This is a genomic window from Streptomyces sp. NPDC052101 (assembly GCF_040680235.1).
Lineage (GTDB): Bacteria > Actinomycetota > Actinomycetes > Streptomycetales > Streptomycetaceae > Streptomyces.
This window is the reverse complement of the sequence record NZ_JBFAWH010000013.1, coordinates 207,274-223,127: the sequence shown is the minus strand read 5'-3', so window position 1 is coordinate 223,127 and position 15,854 is coordinate 207,274. Positions and strand designations below refer to the sequence as shown.

The window sequence follows — 15,854 nt, the reverse complement described above, 5'->3', positions numbered from 1 at the left end:
GCGCATCAAAGCCCCTGCCCATCCGATGGGCAGGGGCTTTCGCATGTCCATTGACGTGACGTGCGCCACTCACCCCGCTCCGCACCGGAGCCACGAGTGAACAAAGGGGTCGGGCTATTGCCCGATTCTCCCCTTCGGGTAAGAAATTTCCACACGCGTAGCGTCATAGCGGAATACAACTCTCCACTTCTCTCACAGAATTACCGATCGACAGTCACGGACGCGATCTGATTGGCTCACAGAGACCGCTTTCCCGCCGCCGAATCACATGCACCGGCGGCTACTTGAATGTTTTTCAGAGGGGGAACCTCTCATGTCCGTACTCAGCCATGTCTCGGCACGGACCGTCCTGGCCGCTGCCGCCGCCGGCCTGGGCATCCTCAGTGTCACCGCTCCGCAGGTCGCCGCCGCCGACCAGGCGGTTCCCAGCATCTCCGGCAAGGCCGACCAGCACACGAAGGCGATAGCCGCCGCCAATCCCAAGGGGGTCGCGGCAGGCGCGACCGTCTGCGGTACGGGATACAACCTCTACAAGGCGGACATGCTGCCCGACTCGTCGCGCCTGGGGACTCTCTTCGTCTACGTCAAGGGAAACAACCCCTCCAGCAATGACGCCCCCACGTGCGCCATTCTCGACAACAACACGGTCGGCAAGAAGTGGATGAAGATCAAGCTCTGCTCGAACTACACGGCAGAGGGCTGCGCGAGTGACGCGGGCGTCTACTCCCAGTACGCCGGACCCGTCTACCGCAACCACGGCGGCTGCGGCACGGTCACGTCACTGATGAGTTCCACCACCTCCAGCTCGAGCACGCTCCTCATCAACAACGTCACGGACAGCACGAACTGCGACTAGCAGCCGCTGAACGATCCGTGCACCGGGACTCCACGCATCTCGCGTGGAGTCCGTCTTGTTGCGCCACTGAACCGGAAATCGGGGAACTCCCTTGCGTTTCAAGCGAAGAAATCGCGCGCCCCTGGTGGCCCTTGCGGCCTGCGCCGCAGTGACCGGCGGTCTGCTCCAGGCGGCACCCGCCGACGCCACTCCCAATTCCCGCCCCTCCGCCCACCCCACCACACCACCGGCGCCCCCTGGCGCGATACAGAACCCGGGCGAGAAGCTCGGCAAGGGCTGGCAGAACAGTTCCGACCGCGCGGTCACCGCCGCCGCCGACGCGGACGGTCTGCGCATTCTCGTCGCCGACAGCGACAAGGCCTACACGTGGAAGACCGTCGCGCTCCTGTCGGAGCCGGGCATGCCGGCGGATTCGTGGATCGGCAACCAGTGCCTGATGGACCGCTCGCACGCGGCCGTCGTCTATGCGCCGCGCACCTTCACCAACAAGCCCGACCTGATGCAGGGCGGCGCGTTCGCCGCCGTCGTCGATCTGACGACCGGCAAGGTGACGAAGCTGCCCTTCACCGCGTCGCTGGCGTCCTTCGACCCGTCCTGCAACACGACCACGCACCAGGCCGCGTTCACCGGCTTCAGGGACATGAACGACGCCGCGAGCACACGCACCCGCGTCATCACCGTGAATACGGCCGGGAAGACCACGGGCACGGTGGCGGCCAAGGGTGAGTTCACGAGTGCCGTACCGGTGAAGGACGGCACGGTCGCCGCACTCGGCAGCCGCCTGGTCCACCTCGACCTCTCCGGCAGGGTGAAGAACCTCGCGAACGCGGACAGTGCGCCGTTCGACATCCGGCCCGCCGCCGACGGCACGATCGCCTTCGTCGCCCGCTTGGGCGACTCCACGGCGAATGCCGAACTGTTCACCGGGCGCGGCAAGCCGAAGGGCATCGCCTCGGGCAGGCTCGGCGACCTCGACCTCGTGCAGGGCGATGCGGGCAGGGTCTTCCTCACCGGCCGCCCCAAGGGCACACCCGCCACCGCGGGAACCGGCGTCACCCGCCTCGCCGCCCCGGCCGGCACCGATGTGTCCTCCCAGGGCCGTCTCGCCATCGACCCGGTGCTCACCCCCGGTGTGCACGCGGGCCTGACGCACATCAAGGACGGGGGCAAGGGCTTCACGAAGTCCCAGGAACCCGCCCCGCACACCGCGGCGCCCGGCACCGCCGGCGCCGAACCCCTGACGGTCACCAGCACCGCCACCACCACCGGGACCAGGCTGACCCAGAGCGTGCGGCAGGACGCCGTCGACGGCTCGGGGAACGATCCCTCCCCGGCCCTCCCCGCGGCCACCGGGACGCACCGGCCGAAGGGCGCCTCCTCGAAGGCGGGCCTGACCGCCGGCTCGCCGACCGACGACGACCGCTGGTGCGCCGTATCACGCAACGATGTCAAGGTGCAGGCGCTGCAGCCGACCTCGAACCAGGTCGAGTGGGCGGTCGACATGGCCGTACGCGGTGATCTGAGCGCCAGCTTCATCCGTCAGGGCGGATACCGCGGCCAGGCCGGCATCGGCACCGTCGACCCGCAGGCCCTGTTCCCGCTGCCGAAGCTGACGGGCAACGGCAGGATCCCGGCCAACGTGGTCCTCGGCATCATGGCCCAGGAGTCCAATCTGTGGCAGGCCGAGGGCGGGTCGATCCCCGGTCAGATGGGCAACCCGCTGGCCGCCGTCGACGGCTACTACGGCCACAAGGCCGACCCCAACGACCCGGCCGCCTACTGGCAGATCAACTGGGACGAGTCCGACTGCGGCTACGGCGTCGGCCAGGTGACCGACGGCATGCGTCTGGCCGGTCACGAGAAGCCCCACGAGACCAGCCTGTCCCCGGGGCTGCAGAAGCTGGTCGCGATCGACTACGCGACGAACGTCGCCGCCTCCCTGAAGATCCTCGCCGACAAGTGGAACGAGGTCCACAAGGACGGCCAGAAGATCACCGTCAACAACGACGATCCGTCCATGGTGGAGAACTGGTTCACCGCCGTGTGGAACTACAACCTCGGCTTCAACCCTCCGTCGGAGGCCGGCAAGCACTCCGGGCACTGGGGCCTGGGCTGGTACAACAACCCGGCCAACCCGATCTACGCCAAGGGCTGGGGCCACCCGTTCATGAACACCGACGTGGACGGACCGGCGGCCAACAAGGACGCGGCCCATCCGCAGGACTGGCCGTACGAGGAGAAGGTGATGGGCTGGGCCGCCTGGTCCCAGGACACCGGCCTCTCCTACGCCACCTCCGGCCGTCAGGACTGGCCCGGCGAGTCCGGCTTCTCCTCGGCCGGCTTCCGGCCCGCCTGGTGGACCCTGCCCGCCCAGCGCATCGCCGTCCAGCCGCAGCTGAGCGCGTTCTGCAACACCAAGAACAACTGCGATCCCAACACGCCGCCCAAGTGCCCGGACGCCGAGTGCTACGCGCAGTTCTGGTGGAACCAGCCCAACGTGACCTGGAAGGCCGACTGCGCCACCAGCTGCGGCCACGAGAGCATCAAGTACCAGTCCCTGGTGCAGGAACCGGGGCGCGGCTACCGGCTCCAGGTCGGTACGCCGGTGTGCTCCGGCGCCCCGTCCGGTTCCAAGGTCGTCGCCTCTGTCCCGGACGGAACGCCGTCCTGGGACGACAACTGCGGGCCGATCAAGTCCGCGGGAAGTTTCCAGTTCTCGTTCAACCCCGGCACCGAGGGCCGCTACGAGGCGAAGGCCGACCTGCACTCGGTGGGCGGCGGCTACGGCGGCCACTACTGGTACACCCACACCCGCGACACCGACCACTACGGTGGCCCGGGCGGCTACATGACCATCGACGGCACCTGGACCCTCAACCAGAGCCTCAACTGGGCGCGCGTTCTCGTCCACCTTCCCGACACCGGCGCGCAGACCCGGCAGGCCGCATACAACGTGCTGGGCACGGACAGCCTGAGTCCCAAGCGGGTCGTGCTCCAGCGCGCGGGCGGATGGGTCAGCCTGGGCGCGTTCCACTTCACCGGTACCCCGCGGGTGGAACTGTCGAACTCGACCAAGGACAAGGACGGAACCGCCGACGAGGACATCGCCTGGGGTGCGGTCGCCTTCCAGCCGCTCGCGGGCAAGCCGGCCAACTTCGTCGTCGCCATGGGCGACTCCTATTCCTCGGGTGAGGGGGTCACCGGGGAGAACGGTTCGGACCTGTTCGCGGAGACCGACCATCCCGACAAGCAGAACGACAAGGAAGTCGACAAGTGCCACCGTTCCAAGCTGGCCTGGTCGAGGCAGGCGACCCTGCCGGGCTACTCCAGCTCCATCGGTGCCATGGCCGACGGCCTTGACCCGCAGCTGGACTACCACTTCGTGGCCTGCTCCGGGGCTCGCACCTACAACATCCTCAACCAGGACCTGTCCGGCGAGCTGCCGCAGATCGACACCGGGTACCTGGACCAGAACACCACCCTGGTGACGCTCAGCATCGGCGGCAACGACGCCCGCTTCAGCGACGTCATGGGCAAGTGCATCGACATCGCCGATCCGCAGACGACCACCTGCCCGTACTCGGAACTGGACAACGTCGACCCCGCGACCGGCAAGTCGACGGGCGGCACCACCGGCCCCCTCAAGGACTGGGCGCCGAAGTGGCTGCACGACTCCGTGCGGCCGCAGATCGCCCTCACGCTGAACACCATCCACGCCAAGGCCCCGAACGCGAAGGTCGTCCTCATGGGCTACCCGCGCCTGGTGGAGAAGGACCACAGCTGCTTCCCCGGCGCCTACGAGACCGTCGAGAACGACTGGGTACGGACTCTGGCCGACGATCTCGCGACCGAGATGAAGGGCGCCGCCGAGCAGGACGCCGGCACGTGGGCGGTCTTCGCCGACCCGCGGACCAACTTCGACGGCAAGGCGGCCTGCGGCAATCCGGAGACCATCAACGCCATCGTGGAGAACGGGCGGGAGAAGGCGGACACCGAAGGCCCGAACGCGTCCATGCAGAGCCTCCACCCGAAGATCGCCGGGGCCCGCATCTACGCGGACACCCTCGAACAGACGCTTCGGAAGCCGTGACCCACAACTGACCCCGGGGGCCTGAGTATCCGTACTCAGGCCCCCGGCCGTTGCCTACGGAAGGCTCCAGGCATGACCACCTCCCGCACGGAACCACAGTCCGTCCTGCCGCGGGTGCTGGGCGCGGCCGTCACAGGAGCGGTTCTGGCCGCCGGCGCCCGGGCCTACCTCTCATGGGCCGGGCAGCGCAGCGACCGGATCTGCCGGACAACCGACTCCCTCTGCTTCACCGGATGGAATCTGACAGCCGTCCCCCTGCTGTTCACCGTCGCCCTGATCGTGCTGCTCGTGGTCTACAAGCGGCTGGACATCAGGCCGCGGCTCGCCGTCATCCCGCCGACGCTCGTGCTGGCGCCGATCCCTCTCTCTGCCGCACACACGGCGGCCGGCTGGTGGGCCGTCGCCCTCGCGGGCGGGGCCTGGTCGTACGCGTGGGCGCTCGCCGCGTGGAGCCGCTACCGGACTGCGGCGCTCGCCGCCTCAGCCGCGCTGTTCCTCGGCTCCATGGTCGTCCTCTACGGCTGACGGCTCGATCTTCTTCGCGGCCACTTCCTCGGAGTACACGCGCAGATATCCCACCACCGTGTTGGTCACCGCCACCAGCGGTACGGCGACCACCGCGCCGCCGATGCCGGCCACCATGCCGCCGGCCGCGACCGTGAGGACGACCGCCAGCGGGTGGACGCGGACGGCGCGGCCCAGGATGAACGGCTGCAGGACATGGCCCTCGATCTGCTGGACCGCGAGCACGACCACCAGGGTCATGACGGCCGTGAAGACGCCCTGGGTCACCAGCGCCACGATCACCGCGAGCGCGCCGGAGGCGACCGCGCCGACGAGCGGGATGAACGAGAACAGGAAGATGAACACGGCCAGCGGGACGGCCATCGGCACGTCCAGGAAGTAGATGCCGATGCCGATGAAGGTCGCGTCGATCAGGGCGACCAGAACCGTGCCGCGGACGTAGGCGGTCAGGGTGCGCCAGGCGCGCGGGCCGGCGCCGGCCACGCCGGGGCGGGCCGCGGCGGGCACCAGCTTCAGGAACCACTCCCAGATGCGCTTGCCGTCGTAGAGCAGGAACAGCGTCGAGAAGAACACCAGCAGAATGCTGGTCAGGGTCTCGACGATGACCTGGACGCCCTCCAGGCCGGCGGACGTTATCTGGTCGGCGTTGGCGCCGATCGCCTCGCGGAGGTTCTTGGCGATCTGGTTGATCTGCTTGTCGGTGACGTGGAACGGGCTCTTCAGCAGCCAGTTGCGCAGGTCGTCGATGCCGGACTGGATCTGGGTGGAGAGGGAGTCGATGTTCTCCATGACCTGCCAGGTCACGAACCAGCCCATCAGCCCTATGACGACGAACCCGCTGATCGCGGTGAGGGCGGTGGCGAGGCCGCGCGGCACTCCGCGGCGGGTGAGCCGGGCGACGGTCGGCTGGAGCAGCGCGGTGACGAGCAGGGCTATGACAAAGGCGAACACCACCAGCTGGATGGCGCTGATGACCCGCATCAGGACCCAGAGGGTTCCGGCGAGGACGAGCAGCCGCCAGCCGGCCTCGGCGGCGACCCGGACCCCCCAGGGCACTGCCTGGGCCGGGTCGGGGCGGGGGCCGGCCGGCGGCGCGGGCCTGGGGGCGGGTGGCGGGGTGGCGGCGGCCGGAGCGGCGGGGGCCGCGTCGGGGCGTTCGGGCTCGGTGAGCGGGGTGTCCGGGTCGCTCTCGTGCTCGACCTCCGCGCGGCGTTCGTCCAGGCGCTCGCTCATCTCGGTGAGCCCGGCACCGAGCCGGCCGAGCCACCCAGGCACTCGCGACATGATCCGTCCTCTTCCCCCGCGTCCCCGCGTGCTCGCCACCTCTCCTCCCCCTGGAGGTATCCGGGTACGACCGTACAGGGCGAAAGCCCCTCCCCTGAGGACGGGGAGGGGCTTCGTGAGGTTGAGAGCCGCGGCCGGGCCTCAGTAGTTGCCGTTCGCCTGCCAGTACGACCAGGCGTCGCAGGGGCTGCCGTACCGCACGTTCATGTAGTTCAGGCCCCACTTGATCTGGGTGGCCGGGTTGGTCCGCCAGTCGGCGCCCGCGGACGCCATCTTGCCGGCGGGCAGGGCCTGCACGAGGCCGTAGGCGCCGGAGGAGGCGTTGACCGCCTGGTAGTTCCAGGTGGACTCGTGGTCCACGATGTTGCTGAAGCACTGGAACTGGCCGGCCGGCACGATCTGCCGTGCGATGGCCTGGACCTGCGCCACCGTGTACGAGGACTGAACGGGGAAGTTCGCGTCGCTGCTGTCACCGCTGCGGCTGGCCGCCGTCTTCATCTCGGCGCGCTTCTTGGCGTCGTCCGCCGCCTTCTCAGCGGCCGCCTTCTTCGCGTACGCCGTGTCGGCGGCCGCCTTGCGGGCCGCTGCCTCGGCGTCCTTCTTGGCGCTCGCGTCCGCGGCGATGGCCTGGGCGTCGGCCTGCTGCGTCAGGGACGCGGACTGGACCTGGGCCTGCTGACCCTCGGGTATGTCCGCGAGGAGCGTGGTGTCGGCTGCCGGCGCCTCGGCGTCGTTGTTGTTCTGCGCGACGCTGCCCGAGGCAACTCCGACGACGCTTCCGACGGCGGTGACCGCGGTGGCCGAGGCCACTGCGAATCCCCGGACCGAAATCCGGCTCACACGGTTTCCTTCCAGCATCGCCCGCTTCGGTGACCCTGGCGGACGCAATCGTGCCCCTGACACTGGCCTCCCAACTGCGGGGTCACGGGAGGCGCGGGCCCGGTGGGCAACTCCTTCACGAGGAGCGCCGCGTGGTGCTCGGGCGGCATACGACGAACTGTATGGAGTTGGTGGTGCTTCTGTGGCGCTGTACCGCTGGGGGTACTGCTGTGTCGTATGCGGGGCCTGACAGGAGTGAGACTCTGCCGCAACCGGACGCCGCGTGGCAATTCTGCGTTGAGTGTGAAAGCTCACATCTCGTTTGCCCTTGGGGATTTCTGGAAAGCTCCACGAGCGACGGCGCCGCCCGGCTAGGCTCTTGGCCTTTGCCGGACGGCGCCAACTTCCGTGTGGGGCAGGGCAGATGCGACGGAGGGGTCAGATGTGACCGTCCTCCAGCATTTCGGTCACAAGCGCGGCAATCTGGGACCTCTCGGACCTGGTCAGCGTGACATGGGCGAAGAGCGGGTGCCCCTTCAGCTTCTCCACGACGGCGACCACTCCGTCGTAGCGACCGACCCGCAGATTGTCCCTCTGTGCCACGTCATGGGTGAGAACGACCCGTGAATTGGCGCCGATTCGGGACAGAACGGTCAGCAGGACATTCCGCTCCAGGGACTGCGCCTCGTCCACGATCACGAACGCGTCGTGCAGTGAGCGGCCACGGATGTGGGTGAGCGGGAGCACCTCCAGCATCCCGCGCGCGGTGACCTCCTCGATGACCTCACGGGTCGTGACGGCGGAGAGCGTGTCGAAGACGGCCTGCGCCCACGGGCTCATCTTCTCCGCCTCGCTGCCCGGCAGATAGCCCAACTCCTGCCCGCCGACCGCGTACAGCGGCCGGAAGACCATCACCTTCTGGTGCTGGCGGCGCTCCAGGACCGCCTCCAGGCCCGCGCACAGCGCCAGCGCCGACTTGCCGGTGCCGGCCCGGCCGCCCATCGAGACGATCCCGACGTCCGGGTCGAGCAGCAGATCGAGCGCGATGCGCTGCTCGGCGCTGCGGCCCTTGATGCCGAACGCCTCCCGGTCGCCGCGCACCAGGCGGACGTTGCCCTCGGCGGTGATGCGGCCGAGCGCCTTGCCGCGCTCGGACTGGATGGTCAGGCCAGTGTGCACGGGGAGGTCGGAGGCCTCCGGCACATACACATGGCCCTCCTCGAAGAGGATGTCCACCTGCTCGCCGGAGAGGGTCAGTTCGGACATTCCGGTCCAGCCGGAGTTCTCCGTGATGGCGAGTTCGGCGCGGTATTCCTCGGCGAGCAGCCCGACCGAGGATGCCTTGATCCTCAGCGGCAGGTCCTTCGACACGACGGTGACGTCGTACCCCTCGGCCTGCAGATTGCGGGCCACCGCGAGGATGCGTGAGTCGTTGTCCCCCAGGCGGTAGCCGGTGGGCAGCACGCTGGGGTCCGAGTGGTTCAGCTCGACCCGGACCGTCCCGCCGAGTTCCCCGATCGGGATGGGGGCGTCGAGGCGACCGTTCTTCACCCGGTAGTCGTCCAGCAGGCGCAGGGCCTGGCGGGCGAAGTAGCCGAGTTCCGGATGGTGCCGCTTGGCCTCCAGCTCCGTGACCACCACGATGGGGAGCACGACCTCGTGCTCGTCGAAGCGGGTCAGGGCGTTCGGGTCGGCCAGCAGGACGCTGGTGTCGAGAACATAGGTGCGCCGGTCTGGCTTGTGGCGCTTTGTGCTGGTCACCACGGAAGGACGTACCCCCTCGGATGAGGTCGGGGAGCGACGGAGTGGATGCCGGGCCGGGAGGGTGGGGGAACCACGGCCGGTGTCCCGCCCGCGCGTACGGCGGGCCGAGAACCGGCCCTCCGCGGCTGCTTCCGTGCAGTGACCGCACGATCGGGCTGGTGCAAAGGGCCTCCCGGGCGGACGGCCCCGTGCCGCCCGCTGAGATCCGACGCCCGTGGTTCGGGCGTCGACCTGCTTGGCTTATGCCCTCGAACATGCACTGCCATGCAAAAGCAGCCAACAGCGCGCCGGTGAACTCCTCGTTACGCCCACCCGAACCGGGGTATACGGAGCGCCCCGCTGCCGTGGTGGTCAGCGGGGCGTCCGGTGGGCCTCAGCCGCCGTAACGGCGGTGACGTGCGGCGTAGTCGCGCAGCGCGCGCAGGAAGTCGACCTTGCGGAAGGCCGGCCAGAAGACCTCGCAGAAGTAGTACTCCGAGTGCGCGGTCTGCCACAGCATGAATCCGGACAGTCGCTGCTCGCCGCTGGTGCGGATGACGAGGTCCGGGTCGGGCTGTGCGCCGGTGTAGAGATGACGGCCGATCATGTCGATGTCGACGGACTCGGCGAGGTCCTCCATCGACACGCCCTTGTCCTGGGCGTCGAGCAGCATGGAGCGCACGGCGTCGGCGATCTCCTGCCGGCCGCCGTAGCCGATGGCCACGTTGACCACTATGCCGTCGATGTGGGCGGTGGCCTCCTCGGCCTCCTTCAGGGTGCGCTGCATGCCGCCCGGCAGCAGGTCCGTCGTGCCGACGTGGTGCACGCGCCAGCGGCCGTCGGCGGCGAGGGTGCGGACCACGTCCTCGATGATGCCGAGCAGCGGGACGAGTTCGTCCTGCGGCCGGTCGAAGTTGTCCGTGGACAGCAGCCACAGGGTGACGACCTCGACGTCGGTCTCGGTGCACCAGCCGAGGAACTCCTCAATCTTCTCGGCACCGGCCCGGTGGCCGTGGACGGTGGTGGAGCCGGACGCCTTCGCCCAGCGGCGGTTGCCGTCCATGATGACGCCGATGTGCTTGGGCACCTGATCGTGGTCGAGGTGGCCCTCCACCCGGCGTGCGTAGAGCCTGACGAGCAGGCTGCGCAGGTTGTCGCGCAGGTTCACGTGGCCCTCCGGGGGATTGGCGGGGGATATGGGTGCCGGAGCCGTTGAAGCCTACCCCCGCCGGGGTCCGGCTCTGGCTCGGGGTTTGGGTGGGAAGGGTGCGGCGACCGCTGCGGGCCGGTGGGGGCTTGTCGGCTCCCCCGTCGCGACGGTAGCCGCATGGCAGACACGGCCCCGCGCCCCTTTTAGTAAGGACGCGGATCGCTCGCCGAGCGGTTCCGGAGGCGGAGCGAAAAAACGGGCCGGTCCGTGGGGGGGAGACGGACCGGCCCGAGGGGGGGTTTCCACCATAACCCTTCGTAAGGGATGGTGGGTGCATCAGCGCGAGACAACTACTCTCCGGAATCATCCGGCGACGCCCCGGTGGGCGCGGAATGCTGGATTCAGTGGTGCGGCACGGCCGATTCACAGCGGAATCTCAGGGAAAACCGGTCGGATACGAAGTGATTCGGAGGGATCCAGATGGTTTGGGCCATCTTGGGGATCTGTCGGCATGTCGTCCCGGAGTCCCCCCGACGGGCTACCCGGCCAGTGAATGGTGACTTGACGATTCCGCTACGCGGGCGCGGCGGGATCACCGGGCTTCACGGCACCGCGCAGCCCCCTCCACCGCGCGGTGCCGCCCGCGCAGCTTTGCTGACGCGAATTACCTTGGTCTGAACTTACGTGACAGGTGGGACTGATGTGAACCGGAGGAGATAACGATGTGGAAACTCGCGGCAAACTCCGGATGAACCACCGCCGTTTTCAGCCGATTTCACCGCGGAGGCCGGTTCGTCAGCGGGCCGGCTTGCGCACATCGAAGAGATGCCGGGCGCTGTGCGCGACGAACGGGCCCTCCCGCTCGATCCGTTCGTGCAGCGCGCGGAGCCGGGGTTCGTACGCCTCCACCGTGAAACCCGGGACCATCCACACCACCTTGCGCAGGAAATGGACGACGGCGGCGATGTCGTGGAACTCCATCCGCAGTCGCTCCGCCCGCAGCCCGGCCACCTGAAGGCCCGCCGCCTCGGCATCGGCCCGCTCACGCTCGGGGGCCCGGCCGGAGCGCACCTTTGCCGGCTGCGGCCCGAGGAAGTACTCGACCAGCTCGAAGACGCTGGCCGGCCCCACATGCTGGGCGAAGTACGTGCCGCCGGGCCGCAGCACCCGGGCGATCTCCTCCCAGTGCGGACGCACCGGATGCCGGCTGAGCACCAGATCGAACGCCTCGTCGGCGAACGGCAGCGGCGCGTCGTCCGGGGCGGCGACGACCACCACACCGCGCGGCCGGAGCAGGGCGGTGGCCTTCGCCACGTTCGGCGGCCAGCCCTCCGTCGCCGCGGCCAGCACCGGCCGGGCCGGCTCGGCCCTGCCCAGCGCGAAGTCCAGCACCTCACCGCCGCCGGTCTGGATGTCGAGCGCCGCCTGCGCCCGGGCCAGCCGCTCCCCCGCCGACACGGCATACCTCCACGAGGGCCGCTCCTCGCTCGCCCGCCCCTCGAACCAGGAGAAGTCCCATCCCTCGGTCGGCACGGCCGCGCCCTCGGCCAGAAGGTCTTCGAAGGACGGGTTCACAGCCATGTCGGCCATGATCGCAGGACGCTGCCGGGACGGCCTGCTAATTTCCGCCGGTATGACGACCTACTCCGCCGGAGAGAAGCAGACGCTGCACACGAGCCTCAACCGGCACCGGGACGCCGTGCTGTGGAAGCTGCAGGGCCTCGACGACGAGCAGCTGCGCCGGCCGATGACACCGACCGGCACCAACCTGCTGGGCCTGGTCAAGCATCTGGCCAGCGTGGAGTACGGCTGGTTCGTGGAGACGTTCGGCGGCGAGGCCGAGCCGCTGTGGTTCGACCCGCACGACGACATGCGAGTCACCCCGGAGGAGACGACGGAGCGGATCGTCGCCTTCTACGGCCGTGCCCGCGCCGCCGCCGACGCCGTGATCACCGGGCTGCCGCTGGACGCCCAGGGCAGCCCGGCCTGGCGGGACATCACGGTCAGCCTGCGCTGGACCCTGGTCCACATGGTCGAGGAGACCGCACGGCACGCCGGGCACATGGACATCCTGCGGGAGCTGATCGACGGCGCCACCGGCGACCACCCGCCGGTCACCGGCCGGAGCTGACGAGACAGGGGGCGGCCAGGACGTAGGCCGCCCCGCCGGTCGGCGCGTCGAGCACGCCGGCGTCCAGCGGGCGCCGCGCGAGGGCCTGCGCCGCCGCCCGCTCCGGGGTGTGCAGCGCGACCCACAGCTGCATCAGCAGCCCACCGAACAGGGCGAGCGGCCGCAACGGCCCCGCCGCGCCCAGCGGGCACCGATCGCGCCGCCGACCTGCGGGACATGGGCGTGGATCAGCGCGCTGCCGCACGGCAGGCAGGGTTCGAGGGTGGTGTGCAGCCGGTGACCGGGGTGACGGCGGCCGGCCGGCAGCTGGGCGAGGGCGTTGATCTCGGCGTGCGCGAGGTCCGTACCGGCCGGCTGGCCCGGCGGGGCGTCGGTCTCCCGGCTACGGTTCCGCCCGGCCGCGACGACGTGGCCTTCCGGGTCGTACGGCACCGCGCCGACGGGCCTGCTGCCGGCCCGCAGCGCTTCCCAGGCCAGCTCGAAGGGCAGCTGCCAGGGCGTGGGGAGGCCGGTCATCGGGGGCAGCCGGTCATCAGGGGCGGCCGCTCTCGGGCCCGTCGAGGACGAGGAGGATGTGCTCGTCCTCCCCGTGCCGGACGGTGCCGGCGCGCTGGAAGCCGTGTCTCTCCAGCAGGCGGACGGAGGCGGTGTTCTCGTGGAAGGGGTCGGCGTACAACGGCCGTATGCGCTCCAGCTCCAGGAAGAGGCCGAGCGTGCGGGTGCCGACGCCGCGACCCCAGTACGGCGGCCCGAGCCAGTACCCGACGAACCGCCGCTCGCTCTCCGTCCAGGAGACGACATGCCCGGCGGCCTCGCCGCCCACCGTGACCGTCCGCACGACACAGTCCGGATCGCCCAGCACACGCTCGCGCCAGTGCCGCAGGAAGGCGTCCCGCGGCCGGGGGGTGAATCTCGACCGCCGAACCGCCTCCGGGTCGTGCTCATAGGCGAGGAAGACGAACAGGTCGTCGTCCGAGACGCCCCGCAGGCTCACTTCACCGTGCTCACTGTCCTCGCTGTGCCCGCCATGTTCGTCGGTCATGGCAGGCAGTCTGGCAGCCGCCACTGACAACGCCTCGCCACCTGCGGTTACGGCACCAGCGGGCGGACTTCCTCGGCGGCGAACCGCACGAATCCCTCCGGGTCGGGCTCGTCCGCGGTCGGCTGCAGCACGACGGTGTCGGCACCGGCCCCGGCGAGCCGCCGTACGGCCGCGGCCACGGCCCCCGCGTCGCCCGCCACCCCCACGCCCGAGGCCGACTCCAGTCCTTCGCCGGCGAGTTCGGCCCGCAGCCGGGCGGCGGCGCCGGCTCCGGTGGCGGCGAGCAGATAGACGACGACCGGGTGATGCTCACCGCGCCCCGCCTCCTTCTGCCCCTCCTCGATGAGCTGCCGGGCCCGCCGTACGCCGTCCGGGGAGGTGGAGGCGGTGAGCAGGGTCCCGTCGGCCTTGGCGCCGGAGAGACGGAGGGTGCGCGGCCCGGTGGCCCCGGCGAAGACGGGCACGGCCCGCTCCGGCGGCCAGTCGAGGGCGACATCGTCGAGAGAGACGTACCGCCCCCGCACGGTGAGCCGATCGCCTCCCAGCAGGCCGCGCAGGGCGTCGAGATGCTCGCCGAGGAGGGTGAGCGGGGAGGCGGCGCGGGCACCGACCTGACCCATCCAGTCCTGGACACCGTGGCCGACGACAAGGGTCGCGCGGCCGGGGAACATCCGGTGCAGGGAGGCGGCCTCCATCGCGGTCACGGCCGCGTTCCTGAGCGGCACGGGCAGCAGCCCGACACCGACGCGCACCCGCTCGGTCCACGCGAGCGCCGCGGCGGCGGTCGAGATCCCGCCCTCCAGGAAACAGTCCTCCCACAGCCACAGTTCCTCGAGTCCCGCTTCGTCCGCCGCACGGGCCACCGCCCGCAGCCGCTCAGGCGGAAGCTGGGGGCGGAAGACAACACCGAGTCCAGTCATGGACGCCTTCCTAGTGGGGAGGAAGTGGGGTGGCAACCGGATTTCCACACCGGTGAGTTGGCTGCACCTCGGGGCTGTGGGAGGGGACATGGGTAGACGCTGGCGGGACGGGACGGCGAGGTTGATCGTGCCGAGGGAGGAGGGCGAGGGGGGCGAGGGGGATCCGATGGCCCCGGTGGTCCTCCCCGTGGTCCTCCCGCTGGAGATCGCGGCCTCCTACCGGGCCCGGACGAAGGGGCTGCTGGGCCGGGACTCGGTCGACGGGGCGATGCTGCTGTCACCGGCGAGCGGGGTGCACACCTTCGGGATGCGGATCCCGATCGACGTCGCCTACCTGGACCGCCGCCTGACCGTGCTCGCCGTCCGCACGATGGAACCGGGCCGCCTGGGCCGGCCCCGGCTGCGGGCACGGCACGTGCTGGAGGCGGGGGCGGGGACAATGGCGCGCTGGGGACTGAAGGTAGGAGTTCGGGTCGCAGTCGAGGTCGAGTAGGCCTACCAATAAGGTCACCAGGCCCCCAGGGAGGTCGAGGCGACCCGCGGCCTGTGCCTCAGTTCTCACCCGTCGAAGCCGCCCTCCGTAGACTCCCCGTGGGTCCAGTGAACGGCCGGCCTGATGGCGGCGAATGTCCCGTCGAGGATCTTGTCAGCACGTTCCGCCGCTTCTTGCATGTGCTACTCGCCTCGCGGGAACGACACCTCGACGCGGCGGTTCTTCTTCCGGCCCTCCTCCGTGGAGTTGTCGGCGATCGGGTACTGCTCGCCGTAGCCGCGGACCTCGAAGGTGACGTTCGGGTCGTTCAGGTCCTGGTCCAGGACGGCCTGGACGGCGTTGGCGCGTTGCCTGGACAGGATGTCGCCGTGGGCGGCGGAGCCGAGGTTGTCGGTGAAGCCGAAGACACGGATCTGGTTCGCCTTCTGCTTCTTGATCTCCTCGGCGATGGTGGCGATCCGGGACTTCGCGTCGTCGCCGAGCTTGGCGCTGTCCTTGCCGAAGAGGACCTCGGCCTGCAGGGCGAAGGTGACATCGGCGTTCGTGTCCTCGCGTCGCTCGTCCCCGCTCTGGTCCTCGACGACCGACTTGATGTCCAGCACCTTGGGCGCGGCGAGGGTGGCACCTTCCGGGAGCTTCAGGTCCGGGTCGGTGGGGTCGATCTTCACCGGGGCGGTGGCGGACGGCTCGGTGACGGGGGGCTGACTCGGGTCCGTGTCGTCGGCCCGGGCCGGGGTGACGGTGAGCAGGAGGGTCACGGCGGTGAGGGTGAGGGCGAGACGGGTGGTGGTCACTTCGGCC

15 protein-coding genes are annotated in these 15,854 nt (G+C 69.9%); 5 read left to right on the top strand and 10 right to left on the bottom strand.

The window, feature by feature from the left end; genetic code table 11:
* Nucleotides 1-313 precede the first annotated feature (313 nt).
* From AB0L75_RS24010 to AB0L75_RS24000, 3 genes are all read left to right on the top strand, one after another.
* The gene (locus AB0L75_RS24010; RefSeq protein WP_365184164.1) at nt 314-856 is read left to right on the top strand and encodes a hypothetical protein; all 543 of its coding nucleotides are present in this window, start codon (nt 314-316) and stop codon (nt 854-856) included.
* A gap of 91 nt (nt 857-947) precedes the next feature.
* Nucleotides 948-4,946 (top strand): SGNH/GDSL hydrolase family protein, encoded by a 3,999-nt coding sequence (locus AB0L75_RS24005; RefSeq protein WP_365184161.1) that lies wholly within the window; start codon nt 948-950, stop codon nt 4,944-4,946.
* Between the two features lie 72 nt (nt 4,947-5,018).
* Nucleotides 5,019-5,471: a hypothetical protein gene (locus AB0L75_RS24000; protein WP_365184159.1), complete on the top strand. Its 453-nt coding sequence runs from the start codon at nt 5,019-5,021 to the stop codon at nt 5,469-5,471.
* Here AB0L75_RS24000 and AB0L75_RS23995 read toward each other — a convergent pair.
* The 5 genes from AB0L75_RS23995 to AB0L75_RS23975 all read right to left on the bottom strand — a co-directional run bounded on the left by AB0L75_RS23995 (nt 5,427) and on the right by AB0L75_RS23975 (nt 12,048).
* Nucleotides 5,427-6,755: an AI-2E family transporter gene (locus tag AB0L75_RS23995; protein WP_365184156.1), complete on the bottom strand. Its 1,329-nt coding sequence runs from the start codon at nt 6,753-6,755 to the stop codon at nt 5,427-5,429. The genes AB0L75_RS24000 and AB0L75_RS23995 overlap by 45 nt on opposite strands.
* Before the next feature lie 141 nt (nt 6,756-6,896).
* On the bottom strand, nt 6,897-7,595 hold the full coding sequence (locus AB0L75_RS23990; RefSeq protein WP_365184154.1) for a transglycosylase SLT domain-containing protein: 699 nt from the start codon (nt 7,593-7,595) through the stop codon (nt 6,897-6,899).
* Between the two features lie 417 nt (nt 7,596-8,012).
* Nucleotides 8,013-9,338 carry a PhoH family protein gene (locus AB0L75_RS23985; RefSeq protein ID WP_365184151.1) on the bottom strand — a complete coding sequence of 442 codons (1,326 nt, stop codon included), beginning with the start codon at nt 9,336-9,338 and terminating at the stop codon, nt 8,013-8,015.
* Nucleotides 9,339-9,711: 373 nt separating this feature from the next.
* A complete protein-coding gene (locus AB0L75_RS23980) occupies nt 9,712-10,485 on the bottom strand; it encodes an isoprenyl transferase (protein WP_365184149.1) in 774 nt (257 codons plus the stop codon).
* 777 nt (nt 10,486-11,262) lie between these two features.
* Nucleotides 11,263-12,048, bottom strand: coding sequence for a methyltransferase domain-containing protein (locus AB0L75_RS23975; protein WP_365184146.1), 786 nt, complete (start codon nt 12,046-12,048; stop codon nt 11,263-11,265).
* A gap of 52 nt (nt 12,049-12,100) precedes the next feature.
* On the opposite strand from AB0L75_RS23975, the gene AB0L75_RS23970 reads away from it, so the two are divergent.
* Nucleotides 12,101-12,598: a DinB family protein gene (locus AB0L75_RS23970; protein WP_365184144.1), complete on the top strand. Its 498-nt coding sequence runs from the start codon at nt 12,101-12,103 to the stop codon at nt 12,596-12,598.
* Here the strand turns inward: AB0L75_RS23970 and AB0L75_RS23965 are convergent.
* Genes AB0L75_RS23965 through AB0L75_RS23950 form a run of 4 tightly spaced genes read right to left on the bottom strand, consistent with a single transcriptional unit; the run spans nt 12,582 to nt 14,560 of the window.
* Complete coding sequence (locus tag AB0L75_RS23965; RefSeq protein ID WP_365184141.1) at nt 12,582-12,731, bottom strand: hypothetical protein; 150 nt, start codon at nt 12,729-12,731, stop codon at nt 12,582-12,584. The genes AB0L75_RS23970 and AB0L75_RS23965 overlap by 17 nt on opposite strands.
* Nucleotides 12,731-13,114: a nucleoside deaminase gene (locus tag AB0L75_RS23960; RefSeq protein WP_365184139.1), complete on the bottom strand. Its 384-nt coding sequence runs from the start codon at nt 13,112-13,114 to the stop codon at nt 12,731-12,733. Before AB0L75_RS23960 ends, AB0L75_RS23965 begins: the two co-directional genes overlap by 1 nt.
* A gap of 16 nt (nt 13,115-13,130) precedes the next feature.
* Nucleotides 13,131-13,640 carry a GNAT family protein gene (locus AB0L75_RS23955; RefSeq protein WP_365184136.1) on the bottom strand — a complete coding sequence of 170 codons (510 nt, stop codon included), beginning with the start codon at nt 13,638-13,640 and terminating at the stop codon, nt 13,131-13,133.
* 47 nt (nt 13,641-13,687) lie between these two features.
* A complete protein-coding gene (locus tag AB0L75_RS23950; RefSeq protein WP_365184134.1) occupies nt 13,688-14,560 on the bottom strand; it encodes an LLM class flavin-dependent oxidoreductase in 873 nt (290 codons plus the stop codon).
* 88 nt (nt 14,561-14,648) lie between these two features.
* On the opposite strand from AB0L75_RS23950, the gene AB0L75_RS23945 reads away from it, so the two are divergent.
* On the top strand, nt 14,649-15,053 hold the full coding sequence (locus AB0L75_RS23945) for a DUF192 domain-containing protein (protein ID WP_365184131.1): 405 nt from the start codon (nt 14,649-14,651) through the stop codon (nt 15,051-15,053).
* 182 nt (nt 15,054-15,235) lie between these two features.
* On the opposite strand, the gene AB0L75_RS23940 is transcribed toward AB0L75_RS23945, so the two are convergent.
* Complete coding sequence (locus tag AB0L75_RS23940; RefSeq protein ID WP_365184128.1) at nt 15,236-15,847, bottom strand: OmpA family protein; 612 nt, start codon at nt 15,845-15,847, stop codon at nt 15,236-15,238.
* Nucleotides 15,848-15,854 lie beyond the last annotated feature (7 nt).

Excerpts from the sequence above, each read along its gene's own strand:
- AB0L75_RS24010 (WP_365184164.1), top strand. The coding sequence starts at position 314 with ATGTCCGTACTCAGCCATGTCTCGGCACGGACCGTCCTGGCCGCTGCC.
- AB0L75_RS24000 (WP_365184159.1), top strand. The coding sequence starts at position 5,019 with ATGACCACCTCCCGCACGGAACCACAGTCCGTCCTGCCGCGGGTGCTG.
- AB0L75_RS23995 (WP_365184156.1), bottom strand. The coding sequence starts at position 6,755 with ATGTCGCGAGTGCCTGGGTGGCTCGGCCGGCTCGGTGCCGGGCTCACC.
- AB0L75_RS23975 (WP_365184146.1), bottom strand. The coding sequence starts at position 12,048 with ATGGCTGTGAACCCGTCCTTCGAAGACCTTCTGGCCGAGGGCGCGGCC.
- AB0L75_RS23970 (WP_365184144.1), top strand. The coding sequence starts at position 12,101 with ATGACGACCTACTCCGCCGGAGAGAAGCAGACGCTGCACACGAGCCTC.
- AB0L75_RS23965 (WP_365184141.1), bottom strand. The coding sequence starts at position 12,731 with ATGCAGCTGTGGGTCGCGCTGCACACCCCGGAGCGGGCGGCGGCGCAG.
- AB0L75_RS23960 (WP_365184139.1), bottom strand. The coding sequence starts at position 13,114 with ATGACCGGCCTCCCCACGCCCTGGCAGCTGCCCTTCGAGCTGGCCTGG.
- AB0L75_RS23955 (WP_365184136.1), bottom strand. The coding sequence starts at position 13,640 with ATGACCGACGAACATGGCGGGCACAGCGAGGACAGTGAGCACGGTGAA.
- AB0L75_RS23950 (WP_365184134.1), bottom strand. The coding sequence starts at position 14,560 with ATGACTGGACTCGGTGTTGTCTTCCGCCCCCAGCTTCCGCCTGAGCGG.
- AB0L75_RS23945 (WP_365184131.1), top strand. The coding sequence starts at position 14,649 with ATGGGTAGACGCTGGCGGGACGGGACGGCGAGGTTGATCGTGCCGAGG.